Below are 17,417 nucleotides of genomic sequence, written 5' to 3' on the forward strand. Positions count from 1 at the left end.
CCATACCTTCACGAAGCATCCGTGTATCACCGATACATCGACCATGTCTTTCGACTCCGACTTAGCAACTTCAAGCCTATCCTCACCATGCAACCTGAATACCTCCTCACACCGACCGGTGCAATCGGACATGTCGAAGCCTTCGGCGTCAACCACTGCCCATCTCGAAAATCCGCCTGTCGCGAATTCCGCCTTCCATAACGTCGCCAAGTCTTGCGCAGACTCGACGACGATAGATAATGAATGCAAGTTGGGTTACGGGGATTCGTGTTGTCTACGGTTGCATGAACGACCATGCCCAAACCTTCGTTCAGACTCAAGGAAGAGGCAGATCATGGCATATGCCACCACCAATCCATACACCGAGGAACGCGTCGCCAGTTTCCCCACCGCAAGCGATGAAGACGTCCGAGCGGCCATAGCCAAAGCCGATGAAGCATTCACCTCCTGGAAGGACACCAGCTTCGAACAACGAGCAGGCATCCTCGCCAGGGTTGCGGAGATTCTTCGGGAGCGACACACCGAATTCGCCAAGATTCTCACCCTGGAAATGGGCAAACTGCTCACCGAAGCCGAAGCCGAAGTGGAACTCAGCGCTCAGATCATCGACTACTACGTCGAACATGCCGAACAGCAGCTTCAACCACGAACACTGCCGAGCGCCGACTACGAGGAGGGGCATGCCAAACTGGTCTATGAACCTCTCGGCGTGCTGTACCTGGTCGAACCTTGGAACTTCCCGTATTACCAAATCGTCCGTGTCGGAGCTCCCCAGCTGATGGCAGGCAACACCCTGCTGCTCAAGCACGCCTCGAATGTGCCGCAATCCGCCTTGGCATTCGAGAAGCTCTTCAAGGAGGCCGGACTGCCTGAAGGCGTGTTCACCAATCTCTTCGCCTCGCACGACCAGAACGAACTGATTCTCTCCGATCCACGGGTCAAAGGCGTCGCACTCACCGGCAGCGAAGGCGCCGGGTCGGCCGTGGCCTCGCTGGCGGGCAAGTATCTCAAGAAAAGCACGCTTGAACTCGGCGGCTCGGACCCCTTCATCGTGCTTGAGGACGCCGATGTCAGGAAAGCAGCCCAGTGGGCGGTGACCGGCCGCCACTGGAACGGCGGCCAGGTCTGCGTATCGTCCAAGCGTCTGATAGTGGTGGATGCGGTCTACGACGAATTCCTCGAAGCATACCGCTCGGGCGTCGCCGCCCTCAAAGCCGGAGATCCCACCGACCCTGAAACCACCCTTGCTCCGCTGTCGAGCAAGTCTGCCGTCAACATTCTGCGCGCACAGGTCGATGAAGCCGTCAAGGCCGGTGCACATGCGGAGACCCTGGGCGAAGCGGTTCCGGAACACGGTGCGTTCTATCAGCCGACTATCCTCACCGACATCACCGTGGACAATCCGGCGTATACGACTGAGATGTTCGGCCCTGTGACCCAGTTGTACCGTGTGGCCGATGAGGAGGAGGCCCTGAAAGTGGCCAACGGCACACCCTTCGGACTGGGGGGCTCGGTGTTCAGCTCCGACTCGGCACGCGCCTGGAAAGCCGCGGGTCGCATCAACACAGGCATGGTGTTCATCAACCATCCGACCGGCGTCAAAGCCGACATCCCCTTCGGCGGCGTGAACCGTTCCGGGTATGGTCATGAACTCATCGACCTCGGCATCCACGAATTCGTGAACATCAAGGTCATCGCCGAACCCGACATCGACGACGCGTTCTGAGGCAGGCCATTCGACTCGCATATTATCTGCAGATTGGCCCGGTTGAGCCCACTTCGAGGAAGGGCGAGCCGGGCCAATCGAAGCCACCGAACTGGAAACAGGTATTCAAGGACCACAATCGACCGGTTGTCCGCAAACCGTCTGGGACCCCATGTGTGAAATCGGGACAGCTCGCACAGAAGGATACGTTTTCAATAGCGTCGGCAGCATCCTGATATTTCCGGAGCCACTCAACCGATAGTGGTCCGGTTTGCGAGGAGCCTCGGCTGTAGGCTCCTCATGGTCAATTTCCAACCTATAGCCGGCCAAGAGATCTGGCCGCCGCTCGTGGCTTTGGTATGCTTTGACGTCTTCGTCCACAAGCACCGTTTGAAAATGACGACCGGCCCTGGACCTACCTTCGTAGGCTGAACCGGTCGTCACATTGACAAACTCATACGTTGAAACGGAACTCGACGATGTCGCCGTCCTGCATGACGTATTCCTTGCCTTCAAGGCGAAGCTTGCCCTCTTCTTTGACCTTGGCATAGGAACCTGCGGTGATGAGGTCGTCATAGGAGACGATTTCGGCTTTGATGAAGCCTTTTTCGAAATCGGTGTGAATCACGCCGGCGGCCTGCGGTGCGGTCCAACCCTGATGAATCTGCCAGGCGCGGACCTCCTTCTCTCCTGCCGTGAGGAAGGTCTGAAGCCCGAGGATGTCGAATCCGACGCGGGCCAGCTGGTCGAGGCCGGATTCCTTCAGCCCTGCATCCGAGAGCATCTCCTTGGCATCGTCCTCATCGAGTTCGGTCAGATCGGCTTCGAACTGGGCGTTGAGGAAAATCGACGGCGCAGGCGCCACAGAAGCGGACAGGCGCTGTTTCAGCTCGTCGTTCTGCAACTCGTCGTCATCGACGTTGAAGACATAGATGAAGGGCTTGGCGGTCAGCAGATGCAGGTCATAGATGTCGTCTTTGTCAATCCTCTTGGCATTTGCGGCATGGTCTATGGTCTCCCCAGCCTCGAGAATCTCCTGGGCCTTCTTCACCGCATCCAGATACGCCGGTGTGATCTTCCGACCGCGCAGATCCTTCTCCAGACGGGGCAAAGCCGTCTCGATGGTCTGCAGGTCCGCCAAAATCAGCTCGGTGTCGATGGTGTCGATGTCGTCCGAAGGATCGACCTTGCCGTTGACGTGCACGATGTCGTCGTCCTCGAAGGCCCTCACCACTTCGCAGATGGCATCCGCCTCGCGAATGTTGGCAAGGAACTTGTTGCCCAGACCCTCCCCCTCGGAAGCTCCCTTGACGATGCCCGCGATGTCGACGAAGGTCACCGTGGCCGGGATGATTTTCTGAGTGTGCACCAGCTCGGCCAGCGGGGCCAGACGCTTGTCCGGCAAAGGCACGATACCCGTATTCGGTTCGATGGTGGCGAAGGGGTAGTTCTCTGCAAGAACATTGTTTCGGGTCAATGCGTTGAACATGGTGGATTTGCCGACATTGGGCAAACCGACGATTCCTATGGTTAGTGACATGGTGTCCAGTCTATTGTCGAAGGAAGATAACTGCTTCAAAAGAATAGCAACGTTGCGAAAAAACGCTCGAAAGCTGTCCTGGTGATGCAGTCATCTCCGTAAATGCATGAATTATGCTTCCACGGCGTCGATGGCGTCGATGACGGCACCTCTGAAAGCGTGCCGCTCAAGCTCCGCGACACCTTTGATTGTGGTGCCGCCGGGCGAGCAGACGGCATCCTTCATGGCGGCGGGAATCGTGCCGCTTGCGATGTTCAAAGCACCGGTCCCCTGGACCATCTTCGCCGCAAGCCGGTAGGCCGAGGCTCGTGGCAAGCCATGCTTCACACCGGCATCGGCGAGCGCCTCGATGAACATCGCCGCATAGGCAGGGCCGCATCCGGCTATGGTGCCGCCGATAGAGAGCTGCGAGGATTCCACGGTTTCGATCAGCGCGATGTCATGGAACAAGTCGTGGAAGAGCTCACGCTGCTCGTCCGTAAGAGTGTCCGAGGATTCGGTGACCAGCACACCCTGGCCGACGGCAATCGGAGTGTTCGGGATGGTGCACACCACGTGGGCCTGTTCGGGCAGGAAGGCGGCGAATCGTTCCAGCGTGAACCCTGCCGCGATGGAAACGACGAAAGTGGAATCATTCGCAAGTTCGCTTGCGATCGGCTTGCAGAGTTTTTCGACAAGATAGGGTTTCACGGCGACGATCACCACATCGGCCGCGGCGGCCACCTCGGCCGCGGAATGCAATGCTCTCGCGCCGATGGACTTCGTGGATTCCTGCAATTTCTCGAAATGGCCGGCACATGCGACTATCTGATTGCCTCTCACCACCCCGGCATCGACCAGACCTTGCGCGATGGCCTGCGCCATATTGCCGTATCCGATAAATCCGACTGTCAGACTGCTCAATTCCATATCATGTCCTTTCATCCGCATCAATCTTGCCACGTTTGCAGGGTGGTGCAATGCCATGCCAACACCCCGTGAACCGCGCCGACCCCGCTGACTCTATCCAGCCACACTGTGCATATATGCGCAACCCGGCCGTGCGCCGGGTTCTCCCGCAGCGTACACGTACTATCCTTTGGCCTGCGCGAATACGGCCTCCAGGTCTCCCCTGTCCCTGGCCTGGTCGAATAGCGTCCGAAATACCACGTCACCGTGCACACCATCGTGTTCGTAGCTGTTGGTGACCCACGCATGTGCATTGCCGACGCGCGACAGCGTATCCAGTTGCATGCCAGAATCCACATACATGTCGTCGTAGTACACCGCGGATTGCAAGGGCACGTCGTTCGCTGCCAAACGCTTTGCATCGTAGATGCTGTTCCAATGAGACTCTTCCATCAGCACGTCGACGGCCGCCTTGAACGGCCGCAACTGGCGTTCCTGCTCGAACATCCACGGGAAGATGGCCTCTCCGGTGAAGAGCAGAGGACGACGGTCACTGCCGAATTCGGGCAGTTCGTCACGAACGCGCTGTGCGGCCCATCGCAGGGGTTCGATGTCGCCATCCGCATAGATAAACTCCTGCAACGGCCAGTAGAGGGACTTGGTTGACGTGCGAGTCATGACGGCGTTGAGAAAATCATCGCTCAGACGTATGCCGCTTCCACTGTGTGAAGCGGCACTGTGCGAAACAGCACTGTGTGAAGCAGCAGGGTGTGAAGCAGCAGGGTCTGAAGCTCCGTAAAGCGAACCATCCCCGTTGCTGAACGCGGTGTCGAACAGCCAATGCATGCGCTCGAAACTCGGCTTCATGCCGAAGTCGCTTCCCAATGTCTGCAGACGCTCCGGGGTTAGGGCATCGCCGTTCTCCAATGACACTTTCTGCGTGTTCAGCAGTTCGACCACCGTTGACACCCGTTCGACGTCCTGCGGGTATCGCGCATAATATTGCCGTGTTTTGGCCTGCATCCTTGGGAAGGTATGCCGATACACCTCAACGGCATCTGCCGGGATATGAGGAATGCCGCCTGTGGTGAATGCCGTGGCGACGCCTTCGGGGAACATCGACAGGTAACTCATCGTGAGGAACCCGCCGTAGCTCTGCCCGAGCGTCACCCAGGCGCGGTTGCCGAATGAGGTTCTGCGCAGATGCTCGAAGTCTCTGACAATCGAATCTGCCAGGAAATGCTTGAGAAATGCCGCGGCCTGCCTTGGGTCGCCGAAAGCCGTCATCGTGCTCGCGTCGAGATGCTCCGAGCGGCCCGTGCCACGCTGGTCCGGAAGCACAATGCGAAAGTGCCTGAGTGCTTCGTCAATCCAACCGTCGCTATGCGTATCCAAAGGCCTCGGCCCCGCACCGCCGGGACCGCCCTGAAGAAACAGCAGGACCGGAAGGTCCTGGTTCACACGCTCGGGCGCACACAGCACTCTGTAGAACAGACTGATGGCCTTGCCTTCGAAACCTTGTCCCGGTGTGTTCCCGTTCCAGTCAAGCGGCACCTTGCACGAGTGGTCCTCGACATACATGCCGGGAATATAGTAGCTGGCCAGTTTCGTCATCCATCAACCTTTCTGCGCAGCGTCTGCGCACGACGGCGATTCGGCATACCACTGCCAACGAGTCGAATCAGCGCCGAACATCATTCATCATCCGAATCCAGTGTATGCCGATGCACAAGGAATTCTCGGAATCATCCTTGGGAAGCACGCGCCACGCCACCGGCAGGCGTTACCCTCGAATCATGGGTCTTATGGAACGCGTCGTGGGATGGATGGACAGGCATACCGTCATCGTGGACCTGCTGCTGTTTCTTCCGCTGTGCGTTCTGACGGGAATGGTGATCGTCAGCACCGAAAACGCGCAAGGCCTGCTGTTCAGCGTTTCCGACATCGGTCAGGTCATATGGTCGCAGATATATATCCTTCCCCTCGCCATGAGACGTCGATACCCGCAGATCGCCGCCCTGACCTTCGTGGGGCTGTGCATGCTGCACATGATATTCGGCCCTTCCATCATGCTCACCGACGTGGTTGCTCTGGTGATGCTGTATTCGGTCATTGTGTACGGCGACCCCCGCAACACCCGGGCCTTCATCGCATTGTCCTTCATGATGTCGCTGATTGCCACGGCCGTCATCACATCGAGCTACACCATCGGACCGTTGTTCTCTGATGCCGCGAACACCACCGGATGGCTGGGATATGACTCCTGCCCGAGCAACAGCCCCGACCTTGTGCCATGGCCCTGCATCAGGGACGTCTCCACAAATGCGACAGCCGTATTGCTTCTCTTCCTCATATGCCTGGTCGCGGTCATCATCATGGCTTTCTGGCAGAGGGCACGCCTGTACACCATCCGGATGATGCAGGAACGAAACGCCTCTCTCGAAGCGAGACAACGCGAGGAGGCACGCATTGCAGCCCTCGCGGAGCGACGGCGCATTGCCAGAGACATGCACGATGTCGTGGCGCACACCTTATCCACGATTATCGTGCAATCCGATGCAGGGCGATACGCGGGTTCCCATGACCTCGGCATAGCCCGTTCGACGATGCAGACAATCGACCGTGAAAGCGATGCCGCCCTGCGGAACATGCGCCAGCTGCTGGGCATCTTCGAGGATTCTCCGGCCGATATTCCGCGAATGACCGGCGGGCATGCGACGACGCCACTTCCCGAAGCGACACCGCTCAGGTCGAATCGCGGTGCATTCCCGCAGGGTACTGACGATTCGACGCCACGCAAGCACATCGGCAGCGCCGCTTCCGCCATCGTGGTTCAGAGTGGTGAGACTGCCGAGCTGGGCTTCGAGACGATTGACGAGCTGATTCGCGAACATGATTCACTGCCCGGAAACCACAGGATTGTTCATCGCATAGACGGCACTCCCCGAATCGATGCCTTGAGTCCGGCAGCGTCCACGGCCGCATATCGCATGGTCCAGGAATCATTCAGCAACATCAACAAATATGCCGGAGACGATGTTCAGGTGCTCCTTCGGGAACGCTGGTCGAATTCCGGGTTGCACATCAGCATCCAGGACAATGGTCTGGGCATGGGTTCCACACAGGACGGGCACCAACCTGGTTTCGGCCTGCTGGGAATGAAGGAACGTGTGGAGGCCCTGGGTGGCCGCGTCCAGGCGGGACCCATGCCGCAGGGCGGATTCCTCGTGGAGGCCGAGCTGCCGCTGAGCCATGCCAGTCACCAGGAAACATCCGGCGCGGAGGACTCTCATAATCCAGGGCTGAAGGAACGCATCACCGAATTCTTTCATCATCTGCGTTCCAAACCCTTCGAGCAGGCATCCTCCGCATCAGGCAAGCGCTTCAACCTGATAGAACGTCTGTCGCAATGGAGCGAACGCCACTACACGCTGATAGACACCCTGATCATGGCGGTCATCATCGTTCTGGGCATTTGGAGCCAGGCGTTATGGAGCGGACTCGTGACCTTTTCGGATATATTGCCGATTACCGAAAAGACGGCTCCGGTCGGTGCGGCCTTCGTCATCTTCGCCTTGGTCGCGCCGCTGTGTTTTCGCCGCCGTTTCCCCCAGACGACCGCAGGCATCGTGGTCGTGGCGTGCGTCCTGCAACTGCTGTGCGTTCCTGATGTCTACCTGGTCAACATTCTGGCCCTCCTGTACCTTCATGCGGTGATTCTGCTGGGTCCGTCCTCACGTATCCGCTGGACCATCATCACGACCTTCGCGATGTGCGTCCTTCTTGGGGTAAAGCTCTTCGTCGCCGAGTTCTGGGGCTATCCGACACTGCTCCTGGCAATGTTCAAATCTCCGCTGGTGAACAGCTCCAGCACGGATTCCCTCTCCACGTCACTCACAGCGTCCGTGGTCATCGGTCTGGGCACCTTGGCTCTGTGCAGCGCCACAACCGCATCAGCCTTGTGGACGAGGACCAAGGGCAACAACGCCCTGGTACTGAGAGAACGCGAAGAGGCCCTCCGCGACGAAGAGGAGCAGCAACGCCGTCTGGCGGCCAGCGTAGAACGGGACCGCATCGGCAATGCCATCCAACACGAAGTCACCAGCACGCTGCAGGCAGTCAGACGAAAGGCGATTGACGGACTCGACAATCTCGATACGATTACCGACACGAGTCAGAAGGAAGTCGCGCAAAACGTGCAGGACTCTTTCGCGGCAATTGGCAAGGAAGGCAGACTCGCTCTGGCCCATATGCGCCGTCTGCTGCGCATATTGCGGGAGTCGAAAAGCGATGCCGGCGGCGAGACAACCTCCGGGACTCCTCAGGACGGCATGGATCTCGCACCCGCACCCACTCTGGAAGAACAGCTTAAACACCTTGCCCGAGTGACTTCATCGGATTCCGGCACCAGGTAATCCTGTGTCGTGTACGCGCGGATTGCGTAGAACGATGATTTCCCAGGACGAATATTCAGTAGAATGAGCATGCTCGCACATGACCGTACGGTGGTATCAGCTTGACGGTGGCGACCGTGCGCAGCAGGAGAAGAGGGAACATGATGGAGCACGAAGACCAGGTCATCACCGTGGTTATCGCCGATGACCAGGAATTGGTCCGTGCGGGTTTCTCCCTGGTCATCGGTTCGCAGCACGATATGCGCGTTGTAGGACAGGCTGCCGACGGCCGGGAAGCTCTGTCCTTGGCGGAAAGTCTTCATCCCGACGTGGTGCTGATGGATGTCCGCATGCCGCTTATGGATGGCATCGAGGCGACCCGTCGCATCACCGAGTCGGGTTCCGCCACATCCCAAGACGGCGCTCCGGAGATTACCAGAGTGGTGATACTGACCACTTTTGACCTCGATGAATACGTGATGGCCGCCATCAATGCCGGAGCTTCGGGATTTCTGCTCAAGGACACCGAACCCGAGACGCTGTTGGCATCCATACGAACAGTCAAACAGGGCAACGCCATCATCGCTCCGTCCGCCACGCGTCGACTGATAGAAAACATGCTTCAGGAGGAAGCGCAGCTGGCTGCCGACCGCAACACCGCACAGGAAAGCGGCCCATCCGGCCCGTCGCATGAGACCGACAGGAATTCCGGGGAATACATCGACCCGGAATTGGCCGAGCTCACCCAGCGTGAACGCGAGGTGCTCATCGAGATAGCCCACGGTCTGAGCAATCAGGAAATCGCCGACCTGCTGTTCATCAGCCTGCCGACCGTCAAAACGCACGTCGCCCATATCCTGCAAAAAATCAACGCCCGGGACCGGGTGCAGGCGGTGGTATTCGCGTACGAGAATCACCTCGTCTAAACCGTCCGTCGCATATTGGCGTGCAAAAGGGCCACCGAATACGATAACTGCACTAAAAGGACAGCTTTTCGCAACAATTTCTCGGGAAAAGCTGTCCTTTTAGTGCAGTTATCATCTCAACATCTGCAGATGAGCTCCCACAACGATGCACACACTCGCATTTAGGCTTCAGCGAGCGCCTCGACGGGCGATGTGCTCACCGCATGTTTGGCCGGAAGGACGCTGGCAAGCAGCGCTGCGACCACCGCCACCCCAACGATGGCCGCATCCATCCCCCAATCAAGCGGATAGGCGACCGCGCCGAATTGTGCGAATACCAGGTAGGACCCGATCCATCCGAAAACGGTGCCGAGAACCAGTCCCACGACAACGCTGCAGCCGGAGATGAGCAGAGCTTCGATCGCCAGCGAGGCTCGCAGTTGTCCTCTGGTCATACCGATGGCTCGCAGAGTCGCCGATTCCCGCAAGCGTTCGATCACCGAAAGACTCAGCGTATTCGCCACGCCTATCAACGCAATCACCACGGCGACGGCCAGCAAGGCGACCAGTATCATCAGCAGCACGTTGACGATCTGTTCCCATTGCGACCTGACGGCTATGGATCCGCCGACGTTGACGCCATCCACATCGCTCAATGTGTCCTTGATGTTGGTGACCAACGTTCCGGCATTCTGCTGCCCGTCCGAACTAATCCATATCTCGTTGCCCTCGGCACGGATGCCCGCCGCGCCGAGCGTCCCCGGTTTGACGATGCCATACAATTCGTTGTCGCTCTCGACGCCCCTGTAGTTGGCGCCAACGACTCGGAACTCCCTGGACACCCCGTTCTGTGCCGTCCCAGTGGAGGATGTACCGTCCTGACCGTTATCAGAGCCCGATGCATTCAGCCCCAGGGTCACCTTGCTCCCCTGTACCAGACCGTTCTTGCCGGTGGCCAGCGCCTTCGGCACCAGGATGTCACCATCCTGAACAGCGGAAACCGATGCATGCATCAGTTCGCTCACACCGGACGCTGAAAGCTCGTACACACTCATCCCCTGCTGGTGTCCGTCCACTGACAGCATGGCAGGTACGGTCGGCACCAAGCCTGCCGCATGCACACCGCCAACCTTCTTGACTTTGTTCACATCCGCGGCAGTGAGATGATTTCCAGTCACCTGAATATCGACACTGTATCGAGCATCCAAGGCATTGCTCATCGTCTGCTTCGCACTGGCCGCACCCGTTCCCAGGCATGACACCAGAGTGACTCCTATGAGCAGCGCGGCACCCGTCGAAGCCACACGCCTAGGATTCTTCTGGATGTTGGCGGAAGCGATCCGCGTGGCCGGTCCGATGTGCGACAGCAGTGCACCTACGCCCTTGAGCAGCCATGGCATCCATCGGCTCGAACACAACAGCACCCCGACGAAGAACATCATCACGCCGAGTATTCCCACACCCAGTATCTGCGTGGACTGATCAGCGGTCAACGCAGCGGATTCACCGGTGAGCGACCTTCTGGTCAGCACTATGGGCAGTATGACGGCCACCACTCCGAGAACCATCAGGAGCAGACTCGTCATCGTCGAAAGCCACCCGTGACGCCTTTTCACAGAGGCTTCCATTGGTTGCAAGGCCTCAAGTGGCGTAACCCCAGTCGCTGCGCGTGCGGAGCCGGATGATGCCAGGATGGTGATGACAATGCCGAACAGTATCGGCACGACGAACACGGGCCATGACAGCACCACACTGAACTGCGCTCCGGCAAGATTGACACCACTGACGCCAAGCAAGGTCATCAGCAGCAAGGCGCACCCTACACCCACCACCGAGCACACGAGTCCGAGGATGCTCGCCTCGACGAGCACCGAAGCGTAGAGCTGGGATTTGCGAGCGCCTATCGTTCTGAGCAGGGCCAACGTCCTGCGTCGCTGCGCGATCATCACCTGGAAGGTGTTCGCGATGACTATGGCGGCGACGAACATCGCGAGCACGCCGAATGCAAGAATGAAGGTCGTGGTGATATTCACCTGTCCGCCTCCGAGGCTTTTCATCATGCTGTCCTCAAGGGCTTTACGCTCTTTGACCTGGAAACCGTGTGGAAGCGCCGCATCTATTTTACGCAAGGTCAGCGTCTGCTGTTCCGCCGTCGCAGGTGCGAGTTCGATGAACATCGTGGAGATGGGCAGATTCTCAAAGTTTGTTGTGGAGCCAAAACCGGCCAAGCCGGCAAAATCCTGCTCCACCACGATTGCGGCACCGCCGTAATACGCATAGGCGCCTGCCGTGTCCTTGCTGATACCGACGACCGTCATCGTCCGGGAATCGTTCTGTCCTGCTTCGTCACCACCTGACGGGGCCGTGCTTTTGACCGTGTCGCCGACATGCAGCGACAGCAAATTCGCCATCGACTCGGGAACAGCGATTTCACCCGAATGCGCAGGCCACAGCCCTGATGCAAGGCTGACAGGCATGACGCCGCTCGAATTGGCCATGCCTATCACGGCCGTGGAGGAATGTTCGTTGCGGCTGCCTCCCGAAATCTCGATCTGGCTGACCGTGTCGGGACGCACACCGGAAACACCCTGTATCTCGCGAATGCGATCCAGATTCATGCTCGCAACGGTTTCGGATGTACTTCTGCCGTCTTCCGCATCAGAGCTGCCGGTATTGCTCACCGCATACTGCGCGTCTCCGAAACTGGCGGACACCTGCTGCCTCAATGAATGATCGAGCGCATTCCCGAACAGGAAGGTACTTGATACGAACATCGTGCCGATGATGATGGCGATACCCGCGGGAACGAGCATTCGCATACTGCGTTTCATGAGTTTGAACGTTATTGACCACATATACGTGAATTCCTTATCTCAGACTTTCCAACACACCGCCGCCCGACCGGTTCAACCACCATGAGCGCCGAGTATGAGCATTCACCGAAGCTTCGCTCCGGCATCGACGGCATCCCTGCTGCGGCTACCATTGAACGCGGCTGCGGAGGTCTTGCGCCGTTCCTCCAACAGCAGGGCGTTCATCTGGTCAGCCGTGGGATGCTGTACATCCGCCACGATCCGACCATCCGCGAAGACGATGGCCCGATCGGCATAGGAGGCGGCGACAGCGTCATGCGTCACCATGATGATGGTCTGTGCGAATTCACGAACGGAACGCTTGAGGAATTCAAGCACTTCGGCGCTCGACACCGAATCGAGATTGCCCGTGGGCTCATCGGCGAACACGATGGACGGCTTGCTGATCAGCGCTCGGGCAATGGCCACGCGCTGCTGCTGTCCGCCGGAAAGCTCATGAGGACGATGGTCGAGACGACCTTCGAGACCGAGCGTCTCGACCAGAGTGCGCATCCACTGCTTGTCAGGCTTCGCTCCGGCGAGTGTCAGCGGCATGACGATGTTCTGTTCCGCCGTGAACATCGGCAGTAGGTTGAAGCTCTGGAAGATGAATCCGACGTTGTTCCTTCTCATCAAGGTCAGCTGCTTGTCGTTCATCGTCGTGATATCCGAACCGGAAAAGACGATGTTGCCGCTGGTCGGCGTATCAAGACCGGCCAGTGTATGCATCAACGTCGATTTGCCCGAACCGGACGGCCCCATAATGGTAGTGAACCTGCCCTGCTCGAAACTCACGTTCACCCCACGCAGCGCATGGACGACGTTCTCGTCCTCGCCATAGTCCTTGACCAGATCCACTGCCTCGATCGCCACTCCGGGACGCTTGGTCACATAAGCATGCACACCGCTGATGGCTGCGGCTGCGCTCCCCTCCGCGGTACCGCCGGGGTTTGCGGAGCCCGCCGTGGTCTGATTGCGGGTGTCGTCCCATATATTGCCGTTTTCCACTGTTGGTGATTCACTCGTATGGCTCATGGCTTCCTCTCTCTGAACAGCGAACCGGAGACTCTCCGATGTACTGTCACCAAACTATCCGGGCGTGGTCCGGGCCGTCATCGTGCGTGAGGGTGACTTCGGGAACATGAGGAATCGCGCGAATCATCCCAGAGAATGAGGAAAGCGGCGACAACTTGCAACTGAGCGTGAATAGGCGCTTAACGTCGAATACCTGAACGTAATCTTGCCATGCGTATGCTGTACGCAACCGCGTGGCGCATATAGCCTTGAACCATATGCACAACACGTTGCCGGGCCGGTACACACCTCCTGGACGGAACCCTTCCTGCACAAAGGTCGAAAGGAATACGTATGGCAAATATCGTTCTTGGCAAAGGCAATGCCTCTGCCCTGTTCTCTGCGAAGGCTCCATCCGCGGGACGAAGCGGCAAGCTGCTGGAATTCGTTGAACCGGAGGCTCTGATTGTCTCCCCATTCGACCTGGCGGTTACCAGAGGTGACGGCATCTTCGAAGCGACCACCGTATGGAAGGGGTATCCGGTATCGCTGGAGAACCATCTGCTCAGACTCGCCTATTCCGCCAGGCTCATGGATATGCCCGAGCCGAATATGGCGGCGTTTACGCAGGCGGTGGAGGATCTCATAGCCCATTATGACGGCGACGAGCCCGGTCCTTTGCTGCGAATACTCATCTCGCGAGGCATGGATGACGCTACCGGCGTCGGCAAGGGCAGCGATGGCCTGCCGAGTGTGTGGATGTTCATTGACTCCATGGGCAATCTGCATGAAACCGATCCCATTTCCATGATGTCGTTGACCAGAGGGTATTCGTCCGACATCACAGCCAAAGCTCCCTGGCTGCTGAACGGGGCGAAAACCCTCAGCTATGCCGTCAATCAGGCCATACACAGGGAATGCGACCGGCACTCCGTCGGAGACGCGATTCTGACGACCGAGGATGGATTCGTGTTGGAATGCCCGAATTCCTCGATAGTCGCAGGTTTCGGCAACCATTACGTCACTCCGGACCCCTCCATCGGTATTCTGCACGGCACCAGCCAACGTGAGTTGTTCGCCTTCGCGCAGCAAGAAGGCGGCAGCTTCGAATACAGGAAACTCCCCTTCGAGCAGTTGCTCGAGGCGGACAGCCTCTACATGACGCACGGTGGTTGGGTGATTCCCGTAGGCGAGTTGGATGGCAACCACTACTCCGTCGACGCCGAATTCGTGGCGGCAATGAACGATGCCATCCACACCGGACGCACTCATGACGACGCATTGTCCATTGGACCAAAAGTCTGAGAAATATCAGGTATAAATCCCAAGGCGTGCATATCAAATATCGGCCTTGGCTCACTGCAGACGTGGTGAATTAGATAACTGCACTAAAAGGATAGCTTTGAGCAACAATTTCTCGGAAAAAGCTGTACTTTTAGTGCAGTTATCGTATTAGGTGGCCCTTTGAACGGCATACGGCAACGCCCCATCGGGAAATGAGCCGATGGGGCGTTGCCACGTTCTGTGAGTTTAGAGTTACTGGGCCAGTCCGGAGGCTTTCACTGCGGCAAAACCAGCTTTGAGATCGTCGAGGATATCCTCGATGTTTTCGGTGCCGATGGAGAGTCGGATGGTTCCCTGGTGAATCCCCTGGTCCTCAAGTTCCTCAAGGGTCTCCTGCGAATGGGTGGTCGATGCGGGGTGAATCACCAGAGACTTCACATCCGCCACGTTGGCAAGCAACGAGAACAGATGCAGGTTGTTGATGAACACGCGAGCCGCATCCTTGCCGCCCTTGATGTCGAAGGTGAAAATCGAACCAGCGCCGTTGGGGAAGTACCGTTCATACAGCTCGTGGTCGCGACGGCCTGGAACAGCGGGATGGCTGACATGCTCGACCTCGGGCACGGTCTGCAGGTAATCGACCACCTTCAGGGCGTTTTCCACATGCCGTTCGACGCGCAGGCTCAGTGTCTCGGTGCCCTGCAGCAGCAGGAAGGCGGCGAAGGGCGACAGGGTCGCACCGGTGTCACGCAGCAGAATCGCGCGAATGCGTGTAACGAAGGCGGCCGGCCCCAGGGCCTCGAAGAAATTCAGGCCGTGATAGCTCGGGTCCGGTTCGGTGAGTGTCGGGAACTTGCCCGGCACCTCGGCCCAGTCGAAGTTGCCGCCTTCGACCACCACGCCGCCAAGCGTGGAGCCGTGCCCTCCGATGAATTTGGTGGCGGATTCGACCACCACATCCGCTCCATGCTCCAAAGGACGGAAGAGATACGGGGTGGCGAAGGTGTTGTCGACAATCACCGGAAGATGATGCTTATGGGCAATCTGCGAAATCGCCTCAAAATCCACGAGGTCGGCGTTGGGATTGCCGAAGGTCTCGAAGAATACGAGCTTGGTGTTGTCCTGGATGGCATCCTCGAAGTTCTGCGGCTCCTCCGGATCGATGAAGGTCGTGGTGATGCCGTCGCGGGGCAGCGTGTGGCGGAGCAGGTTGTAGGTACCACCGTAGATGTTCTTCGCGGAGACGATGTGGTCTCCGGTTTGCGTGATGTTGCGTACGGCATATTCGACCGCAGCGGCACCTGATGCCACGGCAAGGCCTGCGGTGCCGCCTTCGAGCGCGGCGATGCGGTTCTCGAACACACCCTGTGTGGAGTTGGTCAGACGGCCGTAGATATTGCCCGGGTCCTGCAAGCCGAATCGTGCTTCTGCATGGTCGAAGTCATGGAACACATAGCTCGTGGTGGCGTAGATGGGGACGGCTCTGGCATCAGTGGCCGGGTCGGCTTCTTCCTGCCCGACGTGCAACTGCTGGGTTTCAAACCTGTAGTGATTCTCGGTCACGGTAACTCCTTAACGATGTTGGCGTATGTGCGAACTGCTGCGTGACGGCTGTGGCACTTCCACATCCCGTCACTGTCCTGTGTCTTGAAGGTAGTTCAGATACGCTCCTTTTGACAAGCTGTGAAGCTCCTCCGGTTATCGCAAGTATTTATAACGCTTTGCAGGCATCATATTTCGCAATGGCTTTCGATTTCGGGCACGACGAAAAGCCTGTTTCAACACGCCGCCCCTCCTGTGAAAAAGGGCAAAGACCGTTGACATGGTCGGTAACATAGGCAAATGGGCGCATAAGGTACAGTCGTTGCCTGATGCATCCGTCTGCCAAGCGAAGATAAGGGGTTTCCATGACCAGTGATGTGACGCTGTACGAGCGCGATCCGCAATACATTCCCAGAGTGGCCGCCGTGCATGATATGTGCGGATACGGCAAGTGCTCGCTGACGGCGGCCATTCCCATCCTTTCGGCCGCGGGCTGCGACGTTTGCCCCGTCCCCACTGCACTGTTCAGCGCCCACACCATGTACAAGGACTACACCTTCCACGACACCACCGATATGCTGGGTGGCTATCTTGACGCCTGGCAGAAGGAAGACGTCGAGCTAGACGGCATATACAGCGGTTTCCTGGGGAGCGCCGCACAGGTCGACATCATTCAGCGGCTTTACAACGAGTACCCGGGTGCACTTCGACTGGTGGACCCCGTGATGGGAGACGGCGGGAAGATGTATCCCACGTATACCCAGGAACTTTGCGACGCGATGGGCAGGCTAGCCGACGGCGCCGATGTGCTGATGCCGAATCTCACCGAGGCGAGCATTCTTGCGAACAGAGAGTACCCCGGCCAAAATCTCGATGACCACGAGGTCGACGACTGGATGGATACGCTGCTTGGACTCGGCGCGAAGAACGTCGTGCTCAAAGGCATCGACAGGCAGGACGGCAAGATTCGCAACTTCGTCGCATCCGCATCGACGGGCGTCGCCGGCACGGTGGAACTGACGCACGACAAACATCCCTACATGATTCACGGCACAGGCGACGCCTTCGCCTCGGCTCTGTGCGGTGCCGTGCTCGCCGGAAAAGGTCTGGCGGAATCCGCCAGAATCGCCGGTGAATTCGTTCGTTCGGCCATGGTCAGCACCCGCAGGCAACCGCACTTCGAGCAGCGCGGGGTAAGCTTCGAACTCAATCTCGGAGAGCTCACCGGCCTTGTCGCCGCATAGCTTATTCGGCATTCTCGCCTCGTACCGAATTTTGCAGCAAACAGACATG

At 58.2% G+C, this 17,417-nt stretch carries 10 protein-coding genes and 2 pseudogenes; 6 read left to right on the forward strand and 6 right to left on the reverse strand.

From position 1 onward, the window contains the following. Positions 1-334 precede the first annotated feature (334 nt). A complete protein-coding gene (locus DB51_RS06405) occupies positions 335-1,726 on the forward strand; it encodes an NAD-dependent succinate-semialdehyde dehydrogenase (RefSeq protein ID WP_034252647.1) in 1,392 nt (463 codons plus the stop codon). 433 nt (positions 1,727-2,159) lie between these two features. Here DB51_RS06405 and ychF read toward each other — a convergent pair whose 3' ends face one another. The 3 genes from ychF to DB51_RS06420 form a co-directional block, all read right to left on the reverse strand. Further along, a complete protein-coding gene (gene ychF / locus DB51_RS06410) occupies positions 2,160-3,245 on the reverse strand; it encodes a redox-regulated ATPase YchF (RefSeq protein ID WP_034252649.1) in 1,086 nt (361 codons plus the stop codon). Between the two features lie 111 nt (positions 3,246-3,356). Beyond that, positions 3,357-4,148 (reverse strand): pyrroline-5-carboxylate reductase, encoded by a 792-nt coding sequence (gene proC / locus DB51_RS06415; protein ID WP_034254046.1) that lies wholly within the window; start codon positions 4,146-4,148, stop codon positions 3,357-3,359. Positions 4,149-4,316: 168 nt separating this feature from the next. Beyond that, positions 4,317-5,747 (reverse strand): alpha/beta fold hydrolase, encoded by a 1,431-nt coding sequence (locus DB51_RS06420; RefSeq protein WP_034252653.1) that lies wholly within the window; start codon positions 5,745-5,747, stop codon positions 4,317-4,319. Positions 5,748-5,851: 104 nt separating this feature from the next. Between DB51_RS06420 and DB51_RS06425 the strand changes: the two genes are divergently transcribed. The 3 genes and pseudogenes from DB51_RS06425 to DB51_RS10625 all read left to right on the forward strand — a co-directional run. Then, positions 5,852-8,548, forward strand: a complete 2,697-nt coding sequence (locus tag DB51_RS06425) for a sensor histidine kinase (RefSeq protein ID WP_034252656.1) — start codon at positions 5,852-5,854, stop codon at positions 8,546-8,548. Positions 8,549-8,691: 143 nt separating this feature from the next. Beyond that, positions 8,692-9,148, forward strand: a pseudogene (locus DB51_RS10620) (response regulator); the annotation flags it as partial. Positions 9,149-9,243: 95 nt separating this feature from the next. After that, a pseudogene (locus DB51_RS10625) lies at positions 9,244-9,453 on the forward strand (response regulator transcription factor); the annotation flags it as partial. A 161-nt stretch (positions 9,454-9,614) separates the two neighbouring features. Here the strand turns inward: DB51_RS10625 and DB51_RS06435 are convergent. Together DB51_RS06435 and DB51_RS06440 are read right to left on the reverse strand one after the other, a co-directional pair. Next, positions 9,615-12,287 (reverse strand): ABC transporter permease, encoded by a 2,673-nt coding sequence (locus DB51_RS06435; RefSeq protein WP_034252659.1) that lies wholly within the window; start codon positions 12,285-12,287, stop codon positions 9,615-9,617. An 81-nt stretch (positions 12,288-12,368) separates the two neighbouring features. After that, positions 12,369-13,319, reverse strand: a complete 951-nt coding sequence (locus DB51_RS06440; RefSeq protein ID WP_084674604.1) for an ABC transporter ATP-binding protein — start codon at positions 13,317-13,319, stop codon at positions 12,369-12,371. Between the two features lie 333 nt (positions 13,320-13,652). Between DB51_RS06440 and DB51_RS06445 the strand changes: the two genes are divergently transcribed. Continuing rightward, positions 13,653-14,603: an aminodeoxychorismate lyase gene (locus DB51_RS06445; RefSeq protein ID WP_034252662.1), complete on the forward strand. Its 951-nt coding sequence runs from the start codon at positions 13,653-13,655 to the stop codon at positions 14,601-14,603. A 231-nt stretch (positions 14,604-14,834) separates the two neighbouring features. Here DB51_RS06445 and DB51_RS06450 read toward each other — a convergent pair whose 3' ends face one another. Further along, positions 14,835-16,145 carry an O-acetylhomoserine aminocarboxypropyltransferase/cysteine synthase family protein gene (locus tag DB51_RS06450; RefSeq protein WP_034252665.1) on the reverse strand — a complete coding sequence of 437 codons (1,311 nt, stop codon included), beginning with the start codon at positions 16,143-16,145 and terminating at the stop codon, positions 14,835-14,837. A gap of 344 nt (positions 16,146-16,489) precedes the next feature. On the opposite strand from DB51_RS06450, the gene DB51_RS06455 reads away from it, so the two are divergent. Then, complete coding sequence (locus DB51_RS06455) at positions 16,490-17,368, forward strand: pyridoxamine kinase (protein WP_034252668.1); 879 nt, start codon at positions 16,490-16,492, stop codon at positions 17,366-17,368. Positions 17,369-17,417: the final 49 nt, after the last annotated feature.

The sequence above is a fragment of the Bifidobacterium crudilactis genome (genome assembly GCF_000738005.1).
Classification (GTDB): Bacteria; Actinomycetota; Actinomycetes; order Actinomycetales; family Bifidobacteriaceae; genus Bombiscardovia; species Bombiscardovia crudilactis.